The 16,148-nt window shown below is 63.0% G+C and carries 15 protein-coding genes; 2 read left to right on the forward strand and 13 right to left on the reverse strand.

The window, feature by feature from the left end:
- Positions 1 to 66 precede the first annotated feature (66 nt).
- The 5 genes from NKH28_RS05040 to NKH28_RS05060 all read right to left on the reverse strand — a co-directional run bounded on the left by NKH28_RS05040 (position 67) and on the right by NKH28_RS05060 (position 7,472).
- Positions 67 to 3,825, reverse strand: a complete 3,759-nt coding sequence (locus NKH28_RS05040; protein WP_352978041.1) for a vitamin B12-dependent ribonucleotide reductase — start codon at positions 3,823 to 3,825, stop codon at positions 67 to 69.
- Between the two features lie 646 nt (positions 3,826 to 4,471).
- Positions 4,472 to 4,960: an NUDIX hydrolase gene (locus NKH28_RS05045; protein ID WP_352978043.1), complete on the reverse strand. Its 489-nt coding sequence runs from the start codon at positions 4,958 to 4,960 to the stop codon at positions 4,472 to 4,474.
- Between the two features lie 222 nt (positions 4,961 to 5,182).
- Positions 5,183 to 5,683, reverse strand: coding sequence for a xanthine phosphoribosyltransferase (gpt, locus tag NKH28_RS05050; RefSeq protein WP_023674762.1), 501 nt, complete (start codon positions 5,681 to 5,683; stop codon positions 5,183 to 5,185).
- Positions 5,684 to 5,810: 127 nt separating this feature from the next.
- On the reverse strand, positions 5,811 to 6,644 hold the full coding sequence (locus tag NKH28_RS05055) for a universal stress protein (protein WP_352614077.1): 834 nt from the start codon (positions 6,642 to 6,644) through the stop codon (positions 5,811 to 5,813).
- A 78-nt stretch (positions 6,645 to 6,722) separates the two neighbouring features.
- Positions 6,723 to 7,472: a competence/damage-inducible protein A gene (locus tag NKH28_RS05060; protein WP_352978045.1), complete on the reverse strand. Its 750-nt coding sequence runs from the start codon at positions 7,470 to 7,472 to the stop codon at positions 6,723 to 6,725.
- A 148-nt stretch (positions 7,473 to 7,620) separates the two neighbouring features.
- On the opposite strand from NKH28_RS05060, the gene NKH28_RS05065 reads away from it, so the two are divergent.
- A complete protein-coding gene (locus NKH28_RS05065; protein ID WP_352923591.1) occupies positions 7,621 to 8,607 on the forward strand; it encodes an alpha/beta fold hydrolase in 987 nt (328 codons plus the stop codon).
- A gap of 88 nt (positions 8,608 to 8,695) precedes the next feature.
- Here the strand turns inward: NKH28_RS05065 and NKH28_RS05070 are convergent, their stop codons facing one another.
- The 8 genes from NKH28_RS05070 to NKH28_RS05105 form a co-directional block, all read right to left on the reverse strand.
- Positions 8,696 to 9,589: a carbohydrate ABC transporter permease gene (locus NKH28_RS05070; protein WP_023674766.1), complete on the reverse strand. Its 894-nt coding sequence runs from the start codon at positions 9,587 to 9,589 to the stop codon at positions 8,696 to 8,698.
- Between the two features lies 1 nt (position 9,590).
- Positions 9,591 to 10,487, reverse strand: a complete 897-nt coding sequence (locus NKH28_RS05075) for a carbohydrate ABC transporter permease (protein WP_352978102.1) — start codon at positions 10,485 to 10,487, stop codon at positions 9,591 to 9,593.
- Positions 10,488 to 10,628: 141 nt separating this feature from the next.
- Positions 10,629 to 11,954 carry an ABC transporter substrate-binding protein gene (locus tag NKH28_RS05080; protein WP_352749383.1) on the reverse strand — a complete coding sequence of 442 codons (1,326 nt, stop codon included), beginning with the start codon at positions 11,952 to 11,954 and terminating at the stop codon, positions 10,629 to 10,631.
- Between the two features lie 33 nt (positions 11,955 to 11,987).
- Complete coding sequence (locus tag NKH28_RS05085; RefSeq protein WP_352978047.1) at positions 11,988 to 13,073, reverse strand: ABC transporter ATP-binding protein; 1,086 nt, start codon at positions 13,071 to 13,073, stop codon at positions 11,988 to 11,990.
- A 166-nt stretch (positions 13,074 to 13,239) separates the two neighbouring features.
- Entirely contained in the window at positions 13,240 to 13,479 is a 240-nt protein-coding gene (locus tag NKH28_RS05090; protein WP_023674770.1) for a DUF2188 domain-containing protein, read from the reverse strand.
- A gap of 28 nt (positions 13,480 to 13,507) precedes the next feature.
- Complete coding sequence (locus NKH28_RS05095) at positions 13,508 to 13,801, reverse strand: DUF982 domain-containing protein (protein WP_352474053.1); 294 nt, start codon at positions 13,799 to 13,801, stop codon at positions 13,508 to 13,510.
- A gap of 61 nt (positions 13,802 to 13,862) precedes the next feature.
- Positions 13,863 to 14,180: an SH3 domain-containing protein gene (locus NKH28_RS05100; protein WP_352541400.1), complete on the reverse strand. Its 318-nt coding sequence runs from the start codon at positions 14,178 to 14,180 to the stop codon at positions 13,863 to 13,865.
- 109 nt (positions 14,181 to 14,289) lie between these two features.
- Complete coding sequence (locus NKH28_RS05105) at positions 14,290 to 15,393, reverse strand: NADH:flavin oxidoreductase/NADH oxidase (protein WP_352978050.1); 1,104 nt, start codon at positions 15,391 to 15,393, stop codon at positions 14,290 to 14,292.
- A gap of 154 nt (positions 15,394 to 15,547) precedes the next feature.
- Here NKH28_RS05105 and NKH28_RS05110 point away from each other — a divergent pair, with 154 nt between their 5' ends.
- A complete protein-coding gene (locus NKH28_RS05110; RefSeq protein WP_352874803.1) occupies positions 15,548 to 16,126 on the forward strand; it encodes an NUDIX domain-containing protein in 579 nt (192 codons plus the stop codon).
- Positions 16,127 to 16,148: the final 22 nt, after the last annotated feature.

The following is a 16,148-nucleotide window of genomic DNA, read 5'->3' on the forward strand; positions in this document are numbered from 1 at the left end:
CAAAGAGCTCCGACATTTTGTCGGAGCTCTAAGTTAGAATGCGAATCATCGGTTGCTGGTCTGAACTCAGCTACACCCGCTCGTAGCCCCACAAGTATCGCACTTCTCGCAAGTCCCGTTCCGCACCATCGTGAAGTTATGGCATTCCGAGCATTCGTTGCCGGTGTAGCCCTGCATCAATGATTGCTGGCGCCGGTTGGCGGCGAGCGCTTTGGCTTCGGCTGCTTCTTTCGCGGCCTCGTCGGTGAACAGCTCCGTCGGGTCGGAGGCTTCCGCGTAGACGATGTCCTCGACCAGTTCCCTGGCGCGCTCCTCGTAGTCGCGCTTGTAGGCGATGGCTTCGTCGCTGGCGGGCTTCAGCGTCAGCACGTTGGAGCCGGAGAAGGCGGTCGGGGCGGTACGGGCTGGAGTTCCGGAACCGGAACCCGCAAAACCTTTCGGCTCGGCACCCGACACCAGCTTGACCGGCGAGGCACCGCGGGTCAGCCCCTTGGAGAAGGGCGTCGCTTTGCCTTCGTTGATGCCGCGTCCGAGCGCGGTCTTGTCGAAGTCCGACTGGTCGACATGGGCGAGGTCGTGGCGGCTGAGGTAGGAGACGGCGAGTTCGCGGAAGACATAGTCGAGGATCGACGTGGCGTTCTTGATGGCGTCGTTGCCTTGCACCATGCCAGCCGGCTCGAATTTGGTGAAGGTGAAGGCCTCGACGAATTCCTCGAGCGGCACGCCATATTGCAAACCGAGCGAGATGGCGATGGCGAAGTTGTTCATCATCGCCCGGAAGGCGGCACCTTCCTTGTGCATGTCGATGAAGATCTCGCCGAGGCGACCGTCATCGAATTCGCCGGTCCTGAGATAGACCTTGTGGCCGCCGACGACCGCCTTCTGGGTATAGCCCTTGCGGCGGTTCGGCAGTTTCTCGCGGTCGCGGTAGAGACGCTCGACGACGCGCTCGACGATCTTCTCGGTCACCTGCACCGCGCGCTGCGCGGCCGGCGCCGCGATCAGCTGCTCGATGGCTTCGTCCTCGTCGTCTTCGACGTCGGCAAGCAACGAGGCGTTGAGCGGCTGCGACAGTTTCGAGCCGTCGCGATAGAGCGCGTTGGCCTTCAGCGCCAGCTTCCACGACAGCATATAGGCGCCCTTGGCGTCTTCCACCGTCGCGTCGTTCGGCATGTTGATGGTCTTGGAGATGGCGCCGGAGATGAAGGGCTGCGCCGCCGCCATCATCATGATGTGGCTGTTGATCGACAGCGAACGCTTGCCGATCTTGCCGCACGGGCTGGCGCAGTCGAACACCGGCAGGTGTTCGGCCTTGAGGAACGGCGCGCCTTCCAGCGTCATCGCCCCGCAGACATGGATGTTGGCGGCCTCGATGTCCTTCTTCGAAAAGCCCAGCGCCGGCAGCATCTCGAACGAGAAATCGTTGAGCTGCTCATCGGTGAAGCCAAACGTCTCCTTCACCCAGTCGGCACCCAGCGTCCACTGGTTGAAGACGAACTTGATGTCGAAGGCCGACTTCAGCGCCGCATTGAGCGCCGCGATCTTTTCGTCGGTAAAGCCTTTTGCCTTGAGCGAGCCGGGGTTGATGCCCGGCGCCTGGTTGAGATTGCCGTGGCCGACGGCATAGGCCTCGATCTCGGCGATCTGGGCCTCGGAATAGCCGAGCGTGCGCAGCGCTTCGGGCACCGCGCGGTTGATGATCTTGAAATAGCCGCCGCCGGCCAGCTTCTTGAATTTCACCAGCGCGAAGTCGGGCTCGATGCCGGTGGTGTCGCAATCCATCACCAGGCCGATCGTGCCGGTCGGTGCGATCACCGTTGCCTGCGCGTTGCGGTAGCCATGCTCCTCGCCAAGCTCGATGGCGCGGTCCCAGGCGGCCTTGGCGTGGTCGGCAAGCTCCTGCTGCTTGAGATCCGAGGCGACCAGCGGCACCGGGTTGACGGCGAGCTTCTCGTAGCCGTCCCTTTCGCCATAGGCCGCGCGGCGGTGGTTGCGCATGACGCGCAGCATGTTCTGCGCATTGCGGTCGTAGTCGGGGAAGGCGCCGAGTTCGGCGGCCATTTCGGCCGAAGTGGCATAGGCCGTGCCGGTCATGATCGCGGTGAGGGCGGCGCAGATGGCGCGGCCCTCGTCGGAATCATAGGGAATACCCGAGGTCATCAGCAGGCCGCCAATATTGGCGTAGCCGAGGCCGAGCGTGCGGTACTCGTAGGAAAGCTTGGCGATCTCCTTCGACGGGAACTGCGCCATCATGACGGAGATTTCCAGCACCATGGTCCACAGCCGAACCGTGTGCTCGTAGGCTGATATGTCGATGGTGCCGTCGGCGTTGCGATAGGGCAGAAGGTTGATCGAGGCCAGGTTGCAGGCGGTGTCGTCGAGGAACATGTATTCCGAGCACGGGTTGGAGGCCCGGATCGCACCGGCCGAGGCGCAGGTGTGCCAGTCGTTCATCGTCGTGTTGAAATGCAGGCCCGGATCGGCCGACGCCCAGGCGGCATAGCCGATCTTTTCCCAGAGATCGCGCGCCTTCAGCGTCTTCAGCACCTTGCCGTCCTTGCGGGCGGTGAGATGCCAGTCGCCGTCCTGCTCGACGGCGCGCAGGAAATCGTCCTTCAGCGACACCGAATTGTTGGAATTCTGGCCGGAAACCGTGAGATAGGCGTCCGAATCCCAGTCGGTGTCGTAGGTCTTGAACGACATCGAGGTGTAGCCCTGCCTGGCGAACTGGATGACGCGGTAGATGTAGTTCTCCGGCACCGCGTCCTTCTTGGCCGCCTTGATCTCGCGCTTCAGCGCGGTGTTGACCGCCGGATCGAAGCAATCGTCGCCATTGCCTTCGCAGTTGATGCAGGCCTTCATGATCGCTTCGAGATGCTTCTTGACGATCTTCGAGCCGGTGACCAGCGAGGCGACCTTCTGCTCCTCATTGACCTTCCAGTCGATGAATTCCTCGATATCGGGATGATCGGCGTCGACGATGACCATTTTCGCGGCGCGACGCGTCGTGCCGCCCGACTTGATGGCGCCCGCCGCGCGGTCGCCGATCTTGAGGAAGCTCATCAGCCCCGACGAGCGGCCGCCGCCCGACAGCTTTTCGCCTTCGCCGCGCAGGAACGAGAAGTTGGAGCCGGTGCCGGAGCCGTATTTGAACAGGCGCGCCTCACGCACCCACAAATCCATGATGCCGCCCTCGTTGACGAGGTCGTCCTGCACGCCCTGGATGAAGCAGGCATGCGGCTGCGGATGCTCGTAGGAAGACTTCGACTTGGTCAGCTTGCCGGTGAACGGGTCGACATAGAAGTGGCCCTGGCTCGGACCGTCGATGCCATAGGCCCAGTGCAGGCCGGTGTTGAACCATTGTGGCGAGTTCGGCGCGACGCGCTGGGTGGCCAGCATATAGGCGAGCTCGTCGCGGAAGGCGCGCGCGTCTTCCTCCGACTTGAAGTAGCCGCCCTTCCAGCCCCAATAGGTCCAGGTACCGGCAAGCCGGTCGAAGACCTGGCGGGCGTCGGTCTCGGAACCGTAGCGCTCGGCTTCCGGCAGCTTGGCCAGTTCAGCCTCGTCGGCGACCGAGCGCCACAGGAAGGAGGGGACTTGCGTCTCTTCGACCTTCTTCAGCCGTGCCGGGACGCCCGCCTTGCGGAAATATTTCTGCGCCAGGATATCGGCGGCAACCTGGGAGAACTGCGCCGGCACGTCGATGTTGTCCAAGCGGAACACCACCGACCCATCCGGATTCTTGATCTCGGAAAGCGCCTTGCGGAATTCGATCTCCGCATAGGCAGATTGTCCTGGCTTGGTGAAACGACGCTCGATGCGCATTGGTCCGGTCCCTTTTGTCTACATATAGCGCTTTTCCCAGAGGATTTCTGCCCTCTTGAGGAAACGCGCATGTCCGCCATCTGCCGGCGTTCGAAAACCGCCGGCTCTCATCGTCACAGTCTCCGCCGCCGTGCCGGTCGAACCTCTTGCGAGGCCGCTGTCCAACGCGCTCACGGACCCTGTGGTCCCTCAAAACTGAAAACTTTTTGTAACGCCCTCGGTCGAGGGAGCTTCACATTATCTAGCGTCGAACCTACCTGCAAACACTAAATATAGTATTAACAGACAATTTATTCAAGTCCGACAATCCTCCCCTTTCGCCCCCCAAGGCTTCAAAATCCCACGCCTTCGCCGGCCTCGTAAACAGGCGGGAATGCGGATCAAAACGCACATATTCCGGGAAAAAGACCGGCCTCGAAACTTTTCCGGTCGCACTCTCAACAAGAGCGCATGGCCTATAAAAGGCGACTCGTTTTGCGCCGTCAAGGATTCGTTTGCGTAGCTTTTATGACCCCAACATCTTGTGTGTCACATATGTGGATAACGGGGATAGAAGCGGAGCGCGGCGAGGAAGGTTCGGCGCCGCGCGGAGGTGCTTCGGCGATGGCGTTCGCCGGACCTGACCGCGGCTATGCGCCGCTCGGGCTCAGGAGAACCGGCGTGGATCGGCGCAGAAATGGGCGATGATCTGGCGAAGATCCGGTTCATGCACCATGCCCACGGCCTCGGCGGCGCTGACCCACTTGCGGGTGCGTGCCCGCTTTTCCTTCCACCGGTCGGCGACCTTGTCGACCTGCAGCGGGAACACCAGGACCTCGCACGGCACTTCCTCGCCGGTAGCCAGCAGCTTGGCATAGAAATAGCGGCCGGCCTCGTGATGCGAGATTGTGCCGCTCAGGCCGGCCTCCTCGCCGGCTTCGCGTGCCGCCGCTTCGCAAAGCGGCTCCTTCGCTTCCGGCCAGCCCTTGGGAAGCACCCAACGGCCGGTATCGCGGCTGGTGATCAGCATGATTTCCACGCCGTCGCCGCTATCGCGCCAAGGCAACGCTGCAACCTGAAGGCGGTACGGCACCGCGCCGAAGAGTCGCCGGACCCTTTCGGCCTTGTGGTTGTGCGTCGTTGGCCTCGTCAACATCGGAGAAGCTTGCCCCAGCTTCCAGAATCATTTGCCGTCTCACGAATCTTACGGCTAATTATAAGCAATGAAAGTAAAAAATGTTTCACGGATCGGCCAGATTCCGTCAATCTGCGCCGATCTCAGCCTAATGGCGCGACTGCAACAGCGTCGCGCCACGCCTTTATCGGTGTGCGGAGGTCCCCTGGGCGGACTCGGTGCATCAAGCGGCGTTGCCGCGAATCAGCCGGCGTGATCGTCGGCGATCGGCTTCTGGTAGGTGAAGCCCATGTCCCAGGGGAAATAGATCCAGGTGTCCTGGCTGACCTCGGTAACGAAAGTGTCCACCATCGGCCTGCCTTTCGGCTTGGCATAGACGGTGGCGAAATGCGCCTTAGGCATCATCGCGCGCACGATGCCCGCCGTCTTGCCGGTGTCGGTGAGGTCGTCGATGATCAGCACGCCGGCCCCGTCATCGGCGAGCAGCGCCGGCGTGACCTCCTTCAGCACCTGCAATTGCCCCTGGCTGGTATAATCGTGGTAGGAGGCGACGCAGACCGTCTCGATGATGCGGATGCCAAGTTCGCGCGAAATGATAGCCGCCGGAACCAGGCCGCCGCGCGTGATGCAGACGATCGCCTTCCATTGCCCCTTGTTGGCGCCGGCAAGCCGCCAGGCGAGCGCGCGCGCATCGCGGTGGAACTGGTCCCAGGAGACCGGGAAGGCTTTTTCGGGCAGGGACATCTTTCGCGCACTCCGCAAAGCGCGCATCGCGCGCAGACACTATGGAATGCGCGCGGAATTAACTGGAAAGGCTTGGCCTTGGCAAGGGCGCGGCAAAGCTATTGTCCTGCCAGCTATCCCTGTGAACCTACCGCGACAGGAAAGCCGCCACCGGGGCGGTGCGCAGCACCGTTCGCGTCACCCCGCCGAACAGCAGCTGGCGCAGCCAGGAATGGCTGTAGGCGCCGAGCACGAGCAGGTCCGCACCCGACTCGGCGACCCTGGTCTGAATGATGTCGTCGACCGAGGCGCCGCCGGACCTCAGCACCGAGACGCTGACGGTCGCGCCATGCCTGGACAGCGAGGCGGCGATCTCGGCGCCGGCTGTTTCCGGCGCCTCGTCCAGCGTATCTGGCGGGTCGATGACGACGATGTCCGTCTTCTCGGCCTCGATGATGAAGGGCAGGGCATCGAAGGCCGCGCGCGCGGCTTCCTTGCTGCCGTTCCAGGCGAGCAGCACGTGCTTGAAGCTGGTCACCAGCGGACCCGAATGCGGCACCACCAGCACCGGCCGGCCGGCATCGTAGACCAGGGTGTCGACGTCGGCGCTCGGGTCGCTGCCCGATTCGCGCTGCGCGGCGATGATCAGGTCCGCGGTGCGAACGGTCGAGATGCCGGTCAGCGCACTGTCGCCGGAAAAACTCTCGAGACTGCGCCACTCGAACGACAGCCCGGAATTCTCGATGCGCTTGTGAAAGGCGGCCTGCAACTTCTCGGCGCGCTCCCGGTTCATATCGGCGGAAACCTGCAGGAACTCGGTGTCCGGAAAGCCGGTGGCAGAGGTGTAGGGCACGGGCAGCGCCTCGGCATGGATGCCGATCAGATGGCTCTGGAATCGGCTGGCCAGCGGGATCGCGCAGTCGAGGACGCGCTCGGCATCCGGTTCATTCTGCAATATGGCGACGATGGTCTTGAAGCGCATGGCAGTCCCTCACTTCATACGGCGATCCCACTCGTGACAAACGTCACTGCGCGATGCTGGTTCCGTCAGGCCGGCCGATCAGCCCACTCGGCTTTCCTTGATCAAGCCAGCCACCATAGCCTCTACGTCGGCGCGTGCGGAGTCCAGCGCCTGCTGGCTGCGGGCGCGCACCACCAGTTCCGTCCAGAACTTGCCGTCGCCATATTTCGGGTAGGAGCCGATGATCGTGTCCGGATGCGCCTTCTGGATGTCGCCCAGCGGCCCGCCGATCAGGCCTTCGCCGAACGGGCATTCCACGGTTGCCGACAGCATTTTGGTGCCGGCCCGCAATGTCGGCACGACATTGTCGAGCATCGCCTGGAAAATCGCCGGCACGCCGGCCATGACATGGACGTTGCCAATGCGAAAGCCCGGCGCAACCGACACTGGATTATCGATGTGGTCTGCCCCGCGCGGCATCCGCGCCATGCGCTTGCGCGCTTCGGTGTATTCGATGCCGCGGGCGGCGTAGCTTGCCTCAAGCAGGGCGTAGGCCTTGGCGTTGTATTCGCATGGCACGCCAAAGGCGTTGGCAACCGAATCGGCGGTGATGTCGTCATGCGTCGGGCCGATGCCGCCGGTGGTGAAGACATAAGTATAGCGGGTGCGCAGCGCATTCACCGCAGCGACGATCTCGTCTTCCTCGTCCGCAACGATGCGCACTTCCTTCAGGTCGATGCCGATCGCCGTCATGATCTCGGCGAGGTGGCCGATGTTCTTGTCCTTGGTGCGGCCGGACAGAATCTCGTCGCCGATGACGAGCATGGCGGCGGTGACGATTTCGGTCATGGCAGGCTCCGGAAAACGGGTCGCCTGAGATAGCGCGGCAAACGGCCGGCGGCAATGCCGCCAAACGACGGATCCACCTGTGCCACCTCCCTTGCAGTGGAGCCGTCGGCGGGTGATGCTGCGCGCTGGTTTGGGCGCTGAGTGAAAAATGCCGGTATCAATTCTGCTATGGCTACCCGGCGCGCTGTTTCTGCTGGCGCTCGTCGTGGCAGCCTATCCGCTGCTGGCGACACTGCGGATCGCGGCGAAGGCCGAAAGGCTGGTGCCGGCCAGTGGCAAATTCATCGAGATCGACGGCAACCGCATCCATTATGTCGAGACGGGCGAGGGGCGGCCGATCGTCTTCCTGCACGGCCTCGGCGCGCAGCTTCATCAATTCGGCCACACGCTGTTCGGACGGTTCGGCCCGAACTATCGGCTGATCGCGCTCGACCGTCCGGGCTCCGGCTATTCGGTGCGGGCCAGGGCCGCCAGCGGACGGCTGTCCGAGCAGGCCGAGGTCGTGCGGCATTTTATCGACGCGCTTGGGCTGGAAAAGCCGCTGGTCGTCGGTCATTCGCTGGGTGGCGCCATCGCGCTGACGCTGGCTGTCGAGCATCCAGAGGCGATTTCCGGCATCGCCTTGCTGGCACCGCTGACCCATCTGGAGCCGGACGCGCGCGAGAAGTTCGGCCCGCTGTACATTAAGTCGCCGCTGCGGCGCCGGATCATGGCTTGTACGGTGGCGATCCCGGCGGCTCTCAAATATGCCGAAGCGACGCTTGCCTTCATTTTCGCGCCGCAGACGGCGCCGGCCGACTATATGGTCGAGGGCGGCGGCTGGTGCGGGCTCAGGCCAAGCCATTTCTACGCGACATCGACCGATGTCGTGGCGATCGCGCACGACCTTGGCCGCATCGAGCAACGCTATGGCGAGATCACCTTGCCGGCCGGCATTCTGTTTGGTGCTTCCGATCGCGTGCTGGGCATCGATATCCACGGCTGGCCGCTGATGGAAAAGATCAGCGGGCTCGATTTCGAACCTGTCGAGGGGCTTGGCCACATGCCGCAATTCGTCGAGCCGGAACGGGTCGTCGCTTTCATCGAACGCATTGCCGACCGCGCATTTGCGCCGAAGTCCGACACCAGCAGCTGACACCCTCCCGGAACGCGGTCTCGGCCGGCCGGGTGCCCGCCCCGGGCATCCCGGCCGCCGGGAATACCTCCGAACTTAATCACGTCGGCTATTCCTTCACGGCTCCGGTCATCGAGGAAACATAATGCTCGACAAAGAACGAATAGAGCACCACCACCGGCAGCGAGCCGATCAGCGCTCCCGCCATCAGCGCCCCCCATTCATAGACGTCCGAGCGCACCAGCTCGGTGAGCACGCCGACCGGCACAGTCTTGTTTTCGGACGACTGGATGAAGGTCAAGGCGTAGATGAACTCGTTCCATGACAGCGTGAATGCGAAGATGCCGGCGGAAATCAGCCCCGGCACCGATAGCGGCAGCACGATCTTGGTGAGGATCTGCCAACGGCTCGCCCCGTCGATCAGCGCGCATTCTTCCAGCTCGAACGGGATCGAGCGGAAATAACCCATCAGCAGCCATGTGCAGAACGGGATCAGGAAGGTCGGATAGGTGAGGATGAGCGCGAACGGCGTGTCGTAAAGCCCAAGGTTGAACACCATCACCGACAGCGGAATGAACAGGATCGAGGGCGGCACGAGATAGGCGAGGAACACCGCGAGGCCGACCTGCCGCGCCCCGGAGAACCTCAAGCGTTCGATCGCATAGGCAGCGAACACCGCAGCCAGCAGCGACAGGAACGTGGCGGCGGTCGAGATGATGATCGTGTTGAGCAGCCAGCCCGGATAAGACGTCTCGAAGAGCAGGTAGCGGATATGCTCGAGCGTCGGATGCACCACCCAGAACGGATTGAAATTGGCGTAGTCGGTCATCTCGAGGTTGGGCTTAACCGCCGTGATCGTCATCCAGTAGAACGGAAACAACAGCACGATGACGAAGATCAGCAACGGCAGGTAGACCGTCACCACGCGGCGCGGCAAACTCTGCAGGTAGCCCATGCCGCCTTCGTCGAGTTCCGGGCGTTTGCTCGTTTCGATCGCGGTCATGTCAATCTCCGCCGCCCTGCTGCCATTTGCGGCGCTGCAGGCCAAAATAGCTGAACAGGATCGCCGCCAGCAGGAACGGGATCATGGCGACCGCGATTGCGGCGCCTTCGCCAAGCTGGCCTCCGGAAATGCCGCGCTGGAACGACAGCGTCGCCATCAGATGCGTGGCGTTCACCGGCCCGCCGCGTGTCAGCACATAGATCAGCTGGAAGTCGGTGAAGGTGAACAGCACCGAAAACGTCATGGTGATGGCGATGATCGGCGTCAGCAGCGGCAGCGTCACATAGCGGAACAATTGCCAGCGGCTGGCGCCGTCGAGCGTGGCGGCCTCGTAGAGCGACTGCGGAATCGTCTGCAGGCCGGCAAGCAGCGTGATCGCCACGAAAGGAATGCCGCGCCAGACGTTGGCGGCGATAACCGAAGCCCGCGCATTCTCGGGATCGCCGAGGAAGTTGATGCGATGGTCGATCAGGCCCATTTCCATAAGCGCCCAGGACAGGATCGAGAATTGCGAATCGTAGATCCACCAGAAGGCGATCGCCGACAGCACCGTCGGCACCACCCAGGGCAGCAGGACGATTGCGCGGAAGAACGACTTGAACGGCAGGTTCTGGTTGAGGATAAGCGCCAGCCACAGGCCGAGCACAAACTTCAGGACCGAGGCGCTGATCGTGTAGAGCAAGGTGTTGAAGACCGAGAGCCAGAAGACGGCGTCATCCCACAGATATTCGTAGTTCTCGATACCGATGAAGATGCCGGGGCGGCCGATGCGGGCATCGGTGAAGCCGAGCCAGACGCCGAGCCCGAGCGGATAGGTCAGGAAGACCAGTAGCAGCGCCGCCGCCGGCAGCATGAAGCCGAAGCCAAGCGCGTTATGACTTTCGGACACGAACGTCATAATGCGCGACAGCGCCGACCGGCGTGGCTGAGCGGCAGTGGAGGTCACGGCCATGGGTCGGCTCCTCTAAGGTCTCATTGAACGGCGGGCGGCCATGCGCGATTCGAAGCCGGGCAGCATGGCTGCCCGGCTGAACCCGGCTCAAACGCGATAGTAGCGGTTTGCGCGCTTCTCGGCCTCTTCCATCGCTTCTTGCGGTGTCGCCTGGCCTGTCACCGCCTTGGCGAACATGTCGACCAGCACATAGTCGGCCATGGTCGCTGCCGAGGCATAGCCAAGCGGGCCGGCATAGCCGTTGGGCCGCAGCGTCGCCGAGGCCTTGGCGTAGGCGGCATTGTTCGGATCGGCCGTCCACACCGGGTTGTTGTCGAAGGCTTTGAGCGTCTGGCAGCAATAGCCTGCCGACGACGTGATCCACTGCGACATTTGCGGATCCTCGAACATGAACTGCAGGTAGGCCTTGGCGGCGTTGGGATAGGGCGTGTAGTCGAAGATCACGGCCGTGGTCACCTGGAACAGCTCGACGGATTTCCCGACCGGGCCGATCGGCAGGTTGGTGGTGCGAATGTCCTTGGCTATTTCAGCCAGCTTCGGATCATTGTCCTTGTTGATCTTGGCCGTGTTGTACGCGGAAATCCCATTGGCGATGACACTGACTTCGCCGGCCAGGAAGGCGCGGTTGTTGTTGACGTCGAGCCAGCTTTCGGTGCCGGGAATGAAGGTCTTGTAGAGTTGCTGCGCGTATTCGATCGCCTTGAGCGTCTCCGGGCTGTTGATCGTTACCTTTCCGCTCTCGTCGACCATCTGGCCGCCGTGGCTCCACAGCAGCCAGTGAGCGTAGTTGTTGCCGTCGCCGACGCCGTGGCCGTGCGTGAAGCCGGCCGGATGTCCCTTCGCCTGCAGCGCCTTGCAAAGTTCGAGCAAGCCTTGAGTCTCCTTGGGAAACTCCGAAAAACCCGCTTCTTTCACCCAGCTCTCGCGGTAGACGATGGCATTGCCGATGGTGGCGAGAGGCAGGCCGAGGAATTTGCCCTCCCGCGTCGCATACTGGTGCGGTCCGTCGTACCAGCCGCCATATTTCGAGCCGAGATATTCACCCAATTCCGTCACGTCGTGCAGCTTGTCGGGATATTGATGCGGGTCGTCGAACCAGACCAACATGAGATCCGGGCCGGAGCCGACATTGGCGGCGACCGCCGCCTTGGGGCGGATGTCCTCCCAGCTTTCCTTGTCGACGCGAACCTCGACACCGGTCGCTTCGGTGAAGCGCTTGGTGTTGGCCAGCCATTGGTCCTCGTCGCCCTTCACGAAAGGCGACCAGCGCAACAGCCTGAGCTTGGCGCCGTCCTCGGGCTTGTATTTCAACCCCTCCTGGGCAAAGGCGGGAGAGCCGATGAGCCGGCTTCCCAAGGCTCCCGCCGCCGCACCGGCGGTGGTGCGGATCACGTCGCGTCTGGTGAATTTCATGCTCGCTTCCTCCTGCTTATTGTCATTGCCGTCCTACTGCTCGATGGGTGTTTCGAACCGCTGTCCGGTTTTGCCGTGAAAGAGATGGATGAGGCCAGGCTCGGCCGTAAGCCGGATGGTTTCGCCTGGCGTGAAGGAATGGCGTTCGCGGAAATTTGCGACGATCTCCTCGCCGCCGGCGGTGCGGCCGATGAGCTGCACTTCGGACCCTGTCGGCTCGACCACCACGACGGTGACCGGGATGCCCTGATGGTCGGACAGCCGTAAATGCTCGGGCCGTATCCCCAGCACGACCGGCTCACCATTGCCGATGGAAAGTGCCGAGGCCAACGGGACCGAAATCCCTCCGGCGCCGCGAAATGACGGCGAGCCGTCGCTTACGATCTCGCCCCTGAGCATGTTCATGGCGGGCGAGCCGATGAAGCTGGCGACAAAAAGATTGTTCGGCCGGTCGTAGAGTTCGAGCGGCGGCCCGATCTGCTCGACGATGCCGTCATGCATGACGACGATCTTGTCGGCCATTGTCATCGCCTCGATCTGGTCGTGGGTGACGTAGACCGTCGTCGTCTTCAGGCGCTGGTGCAGTTCCTTGATCTCGGCGCGCATCTGCACCCGGAGCTTGGCATCGAGATTGGATAGCGGCTCGTCGAACAGGAAAACCTGCGGGTCGCGCACGATCGCCCGGCCCATGGCAACGCGCTGGCGCTGCCCGCCGGAAAGCTGGCGCGGATAGCGGTCGAGCAGCGGCACCAGTCCCAGGATTTCGGCCGCGCGCCGCACGCCGGCATCGCTCTCCGTCTTGGGAACGCCCTTGAGCATCAGCGAGAACGCCATGTTCTCGGCGACCGTCATATGCGGGTAGAGCGCATAGTTCTGGAAGACCATGGCGACGTCGCGCTCCTTTGGCGCAACGTTATTGACGACACGTTTGCCGATCAGGATTTGGCCGCGCGAGATCTTTTCCAGGCCGGCGATCATCCTGAGCAGGGTCGACTTTCCGCAACCCGAAGGACCGACCAGCGTGACGAACTCGCCGTCGTTTATATCGACGCTGACCCCGTGCAGGACCTCGACGGTCCCAAATGATTTGTAGACATCGCCGATTGCGACAGACGCCATCGATCTCCTCCCGATTGATTCCTGCAACGACTTCGAAGGAAACCGCTTTCCTGCCTGGCCCGCGACGGCGCCCAGGCTCCTCCCCGGTCACGCGCGATGTGAGACGGTAGCGCTACCAAACCGACCTGTAAAGCACGCCGGCATCACCTGGATATCGGCGCACACTCTAATCCGAAACCTCGGTCTGCGGCCGGTCGCGGCCGTCGGCGAGCTCGTCGTGCCATTTGCCGTCGGCGTCCTCGTACTGGATGCCGTCGGTGTTGCCGGCGACCTGCTGTTCGGCCGAAGCGATCTCCGCGGCGCGCAACGCGTCCTGATGGGTGGGGAACGTTTCGGAGAATGTCGAGCCGACCTTGTAGGCCCAGCCTCCGTCATGCTCGACGATCTTGTAGGTCAGTTTCGCCATGAAACCCTCCGGTTGAAAGCCCGTTGCCTCAATGCAGCCTGTCGTCGGCCAGTCTGTCGTCTAGCAGCCTGTCGTCTGCGACCAGCACGTCCGATTCCCTGGCGGCTTCGATCAGTGCCCGGCGCGCATCCGCCGTCGAACGATAACCTTCCAGCACTTTTAGGCAAGTGTCGAGGGCATCACGATGACGCGGCCCGCGGTTGAGTGGCCAGATCGTCATCAGGCACTCCGCCGCCTCCTGGGCGCTGCGGATCTGCCGATATTTGCCGACATGGCCGAGTTCGACCACGACCGGCTTTTCAAATGGCTTGCTGTCCATCATCGCCGCCAACGCGGAGCGGCCGATTTGGTTGCAACTGCTTTTTAGCTCAGGCGAAAATAGCTCAATAGCCGCAGTCGTTGCGCAGCCAGCGTGCATTCGCCCAGCCGGTGCGGCCGCCGAAATCGACCTTGTACCAGTTTCCGCGGCGGTCGAAGATCTCGGTTTGGTCGCCGTTGAACAATTGCCCGACCATGCGCGACGACGAGTTCGGCCGGGCCCGAACGGCGAGAAAGCCGCTTCCCGTCGCCAGATTGTAGTGCCTGGAAAGTCCGTGCACCGTGCCTTCGCAATATTGCGCCCCGGCCGGCGTCGGCGCGGCGAACGACAGCTCGGCCACAACCGCGGCGGCGGCCGCAATGGAAATCCCCCTGAACGACATGTCTCTGCTCCCCCAACCCGCCGCGCCCAGCCGCGGCCCCCGGCCACTCTACACCGGCAGAGGATCCATGCGAAGCTGTGCTGGCCCGTCCAGCGAGACGAACCCGCCGTCAGTTCGCCGCCTTCATCCAGTGCTGCATCGTCGTCACCGAGCGGGCAAGCTGCGGCGCCGGGTGGATTTTTTCACCGAAGGTGGCCGCGGCGCGCCAGCCCCAGCGCGGATCGGCAACAAAGGCGCGCGCCAGCGCCACCATGTCGGCGCGGCCGTCGGCGACGATCGCCTCGGCCTGTTTCGGATCGTCGATCAGACCGACGGCTCGCGTCGGGATGCCGACGGCCTTGCGCACCGCTTCGGCCAGATGAACCTGGTAGCCGGGCCCGGAGGGCAGCTTCTGCAACGGTGAATTGCCGCCGCTCGAGCAGCAGAGATAGGCGACGCCGGCTTCCTTCAGTGCTTTTGCCACTTCGATCGCATCCTCGACATCGAAGCCGCCATCGACCCATTCCTTGATCGACAGACGCGCGCCCAGCATCAGCCTGGGCACCGCCTTCTTCACCGCCTTGGCGATCTCGACGGCGAAACGCATGCGGTTTTCCAGCGAGCCGCCCCAGCGGTCGGTGCGCCGGTTGGAGAGCGGCGACAGGAACTGGAAGATCAGATAGCCATGCGCGGCATGCAGCTCGATGAAGTCGAAGCCGGCGCGCTCGGCCCGCCGTGCCGCTTCTGCGAAGCGTTCGATGATTTGCAGGATCTCGTCATCCTCCAGCGCCCGCGGCACCTGCCAGCCGGTGTCGTAGGCGATGGCCGAGGCGGACACGATCGGCCACGGATCCTGATCGGCATGCAGCGGGCCGCCGCCCTCCCAGGGTTTGCGGTTCGAGGCCTTGCGGCCGGCATGGGCAAGCTGCGTGCCGAATTTCGTGCCCGGTGCGGCGACACGCTTGGCTGCATCCAGCGTGCGTCGCGCCGCCGCCTCATTGTCCTCGGAATAGAGGCCGAGACAGCCATGCGAGATGCGGCCGCGCCGTTCGACCTCGGTCATCTCGACGGTGATCATGCCGGCACCCGACATTGCCAGGTTCATCCAGTGATAGAGGTGCCAATCGCTGGCCGAGCCGTCGTCGGCCGAATACTGGCACATCGGCGCGACCGCGATGCGGTTGGGGAAGGTCAGTCCGTCGAGGGTGATCGGCTGGAAAAGCGATGAGGTCATAAAAAAACTCCGCGAAGGGTTGCCGCTATTTATGCAGCCGATTGTGCCAGCGCCAGACACGAGACGGTGAACCGGTGCTCTGGACCAATAGCTGGCCGGATTGCACGAACGGGCGTTCGCGGCTACGCCTTGCCGCGGCAGCAGGGAGTCCACCATGGAAGATCGCATTCGCATCCGCTCGGAGGAAGTCCTTTCCGACGAATGGGCGGTTTTGAAAAAGACCGTCTTCGACTACCGCCGGCGCGACGGCAAATGGGAAACGCACACCCGCCAGACCTACGATCGCGGCGACGGCGCGGTGATCCTGCCTTTCGATCCCGAGCGTTCGACGGTGCTTCTGGTGCGGCAGTTCCGCTATCCGGCCTATGTCACCGGCCACAAGGAGCCGCTGATCGAGGCCTGCGCCGGCCTGCTCGACGAAGACGATCCCGAAACCTGCATCCGCAAGGAGGCCGAGGAGGAACTCGGCTACCGCTTGAAGGACGTGCAGCGGCTGTTTTCGCCCTATATGAGCCCCGGCAGCGTGACCGAGCGGCTCTGGTTCTTCGTCGCCCGCTATTCGCCCGCCGACCGCATTTCCGACGGCGGCGGCGCGCATGACGAAGGCGAAGACATCGAAGTTCTCGAAATGCCGCTCGACGAGGCGCTGGCCGGCATCCACGACGGTCGGATCATCGACGCCAAGACGATTATTTTGATCCAGCACCTGAAGCTGAACCCGATTGGAACTTGAACCCGTGCCGGAACTGGAAGTG

Origin of the sequence: Mesorhizobium sp. M1227 (assembly GCF_040318315.1) — a bacterium.
Taxonomy (GTDB): Bacteria; Pseudomonadota; Alphaproteobacteria; order Rhizobiales; family Rhizobiaceae; genus Mesorhizobium.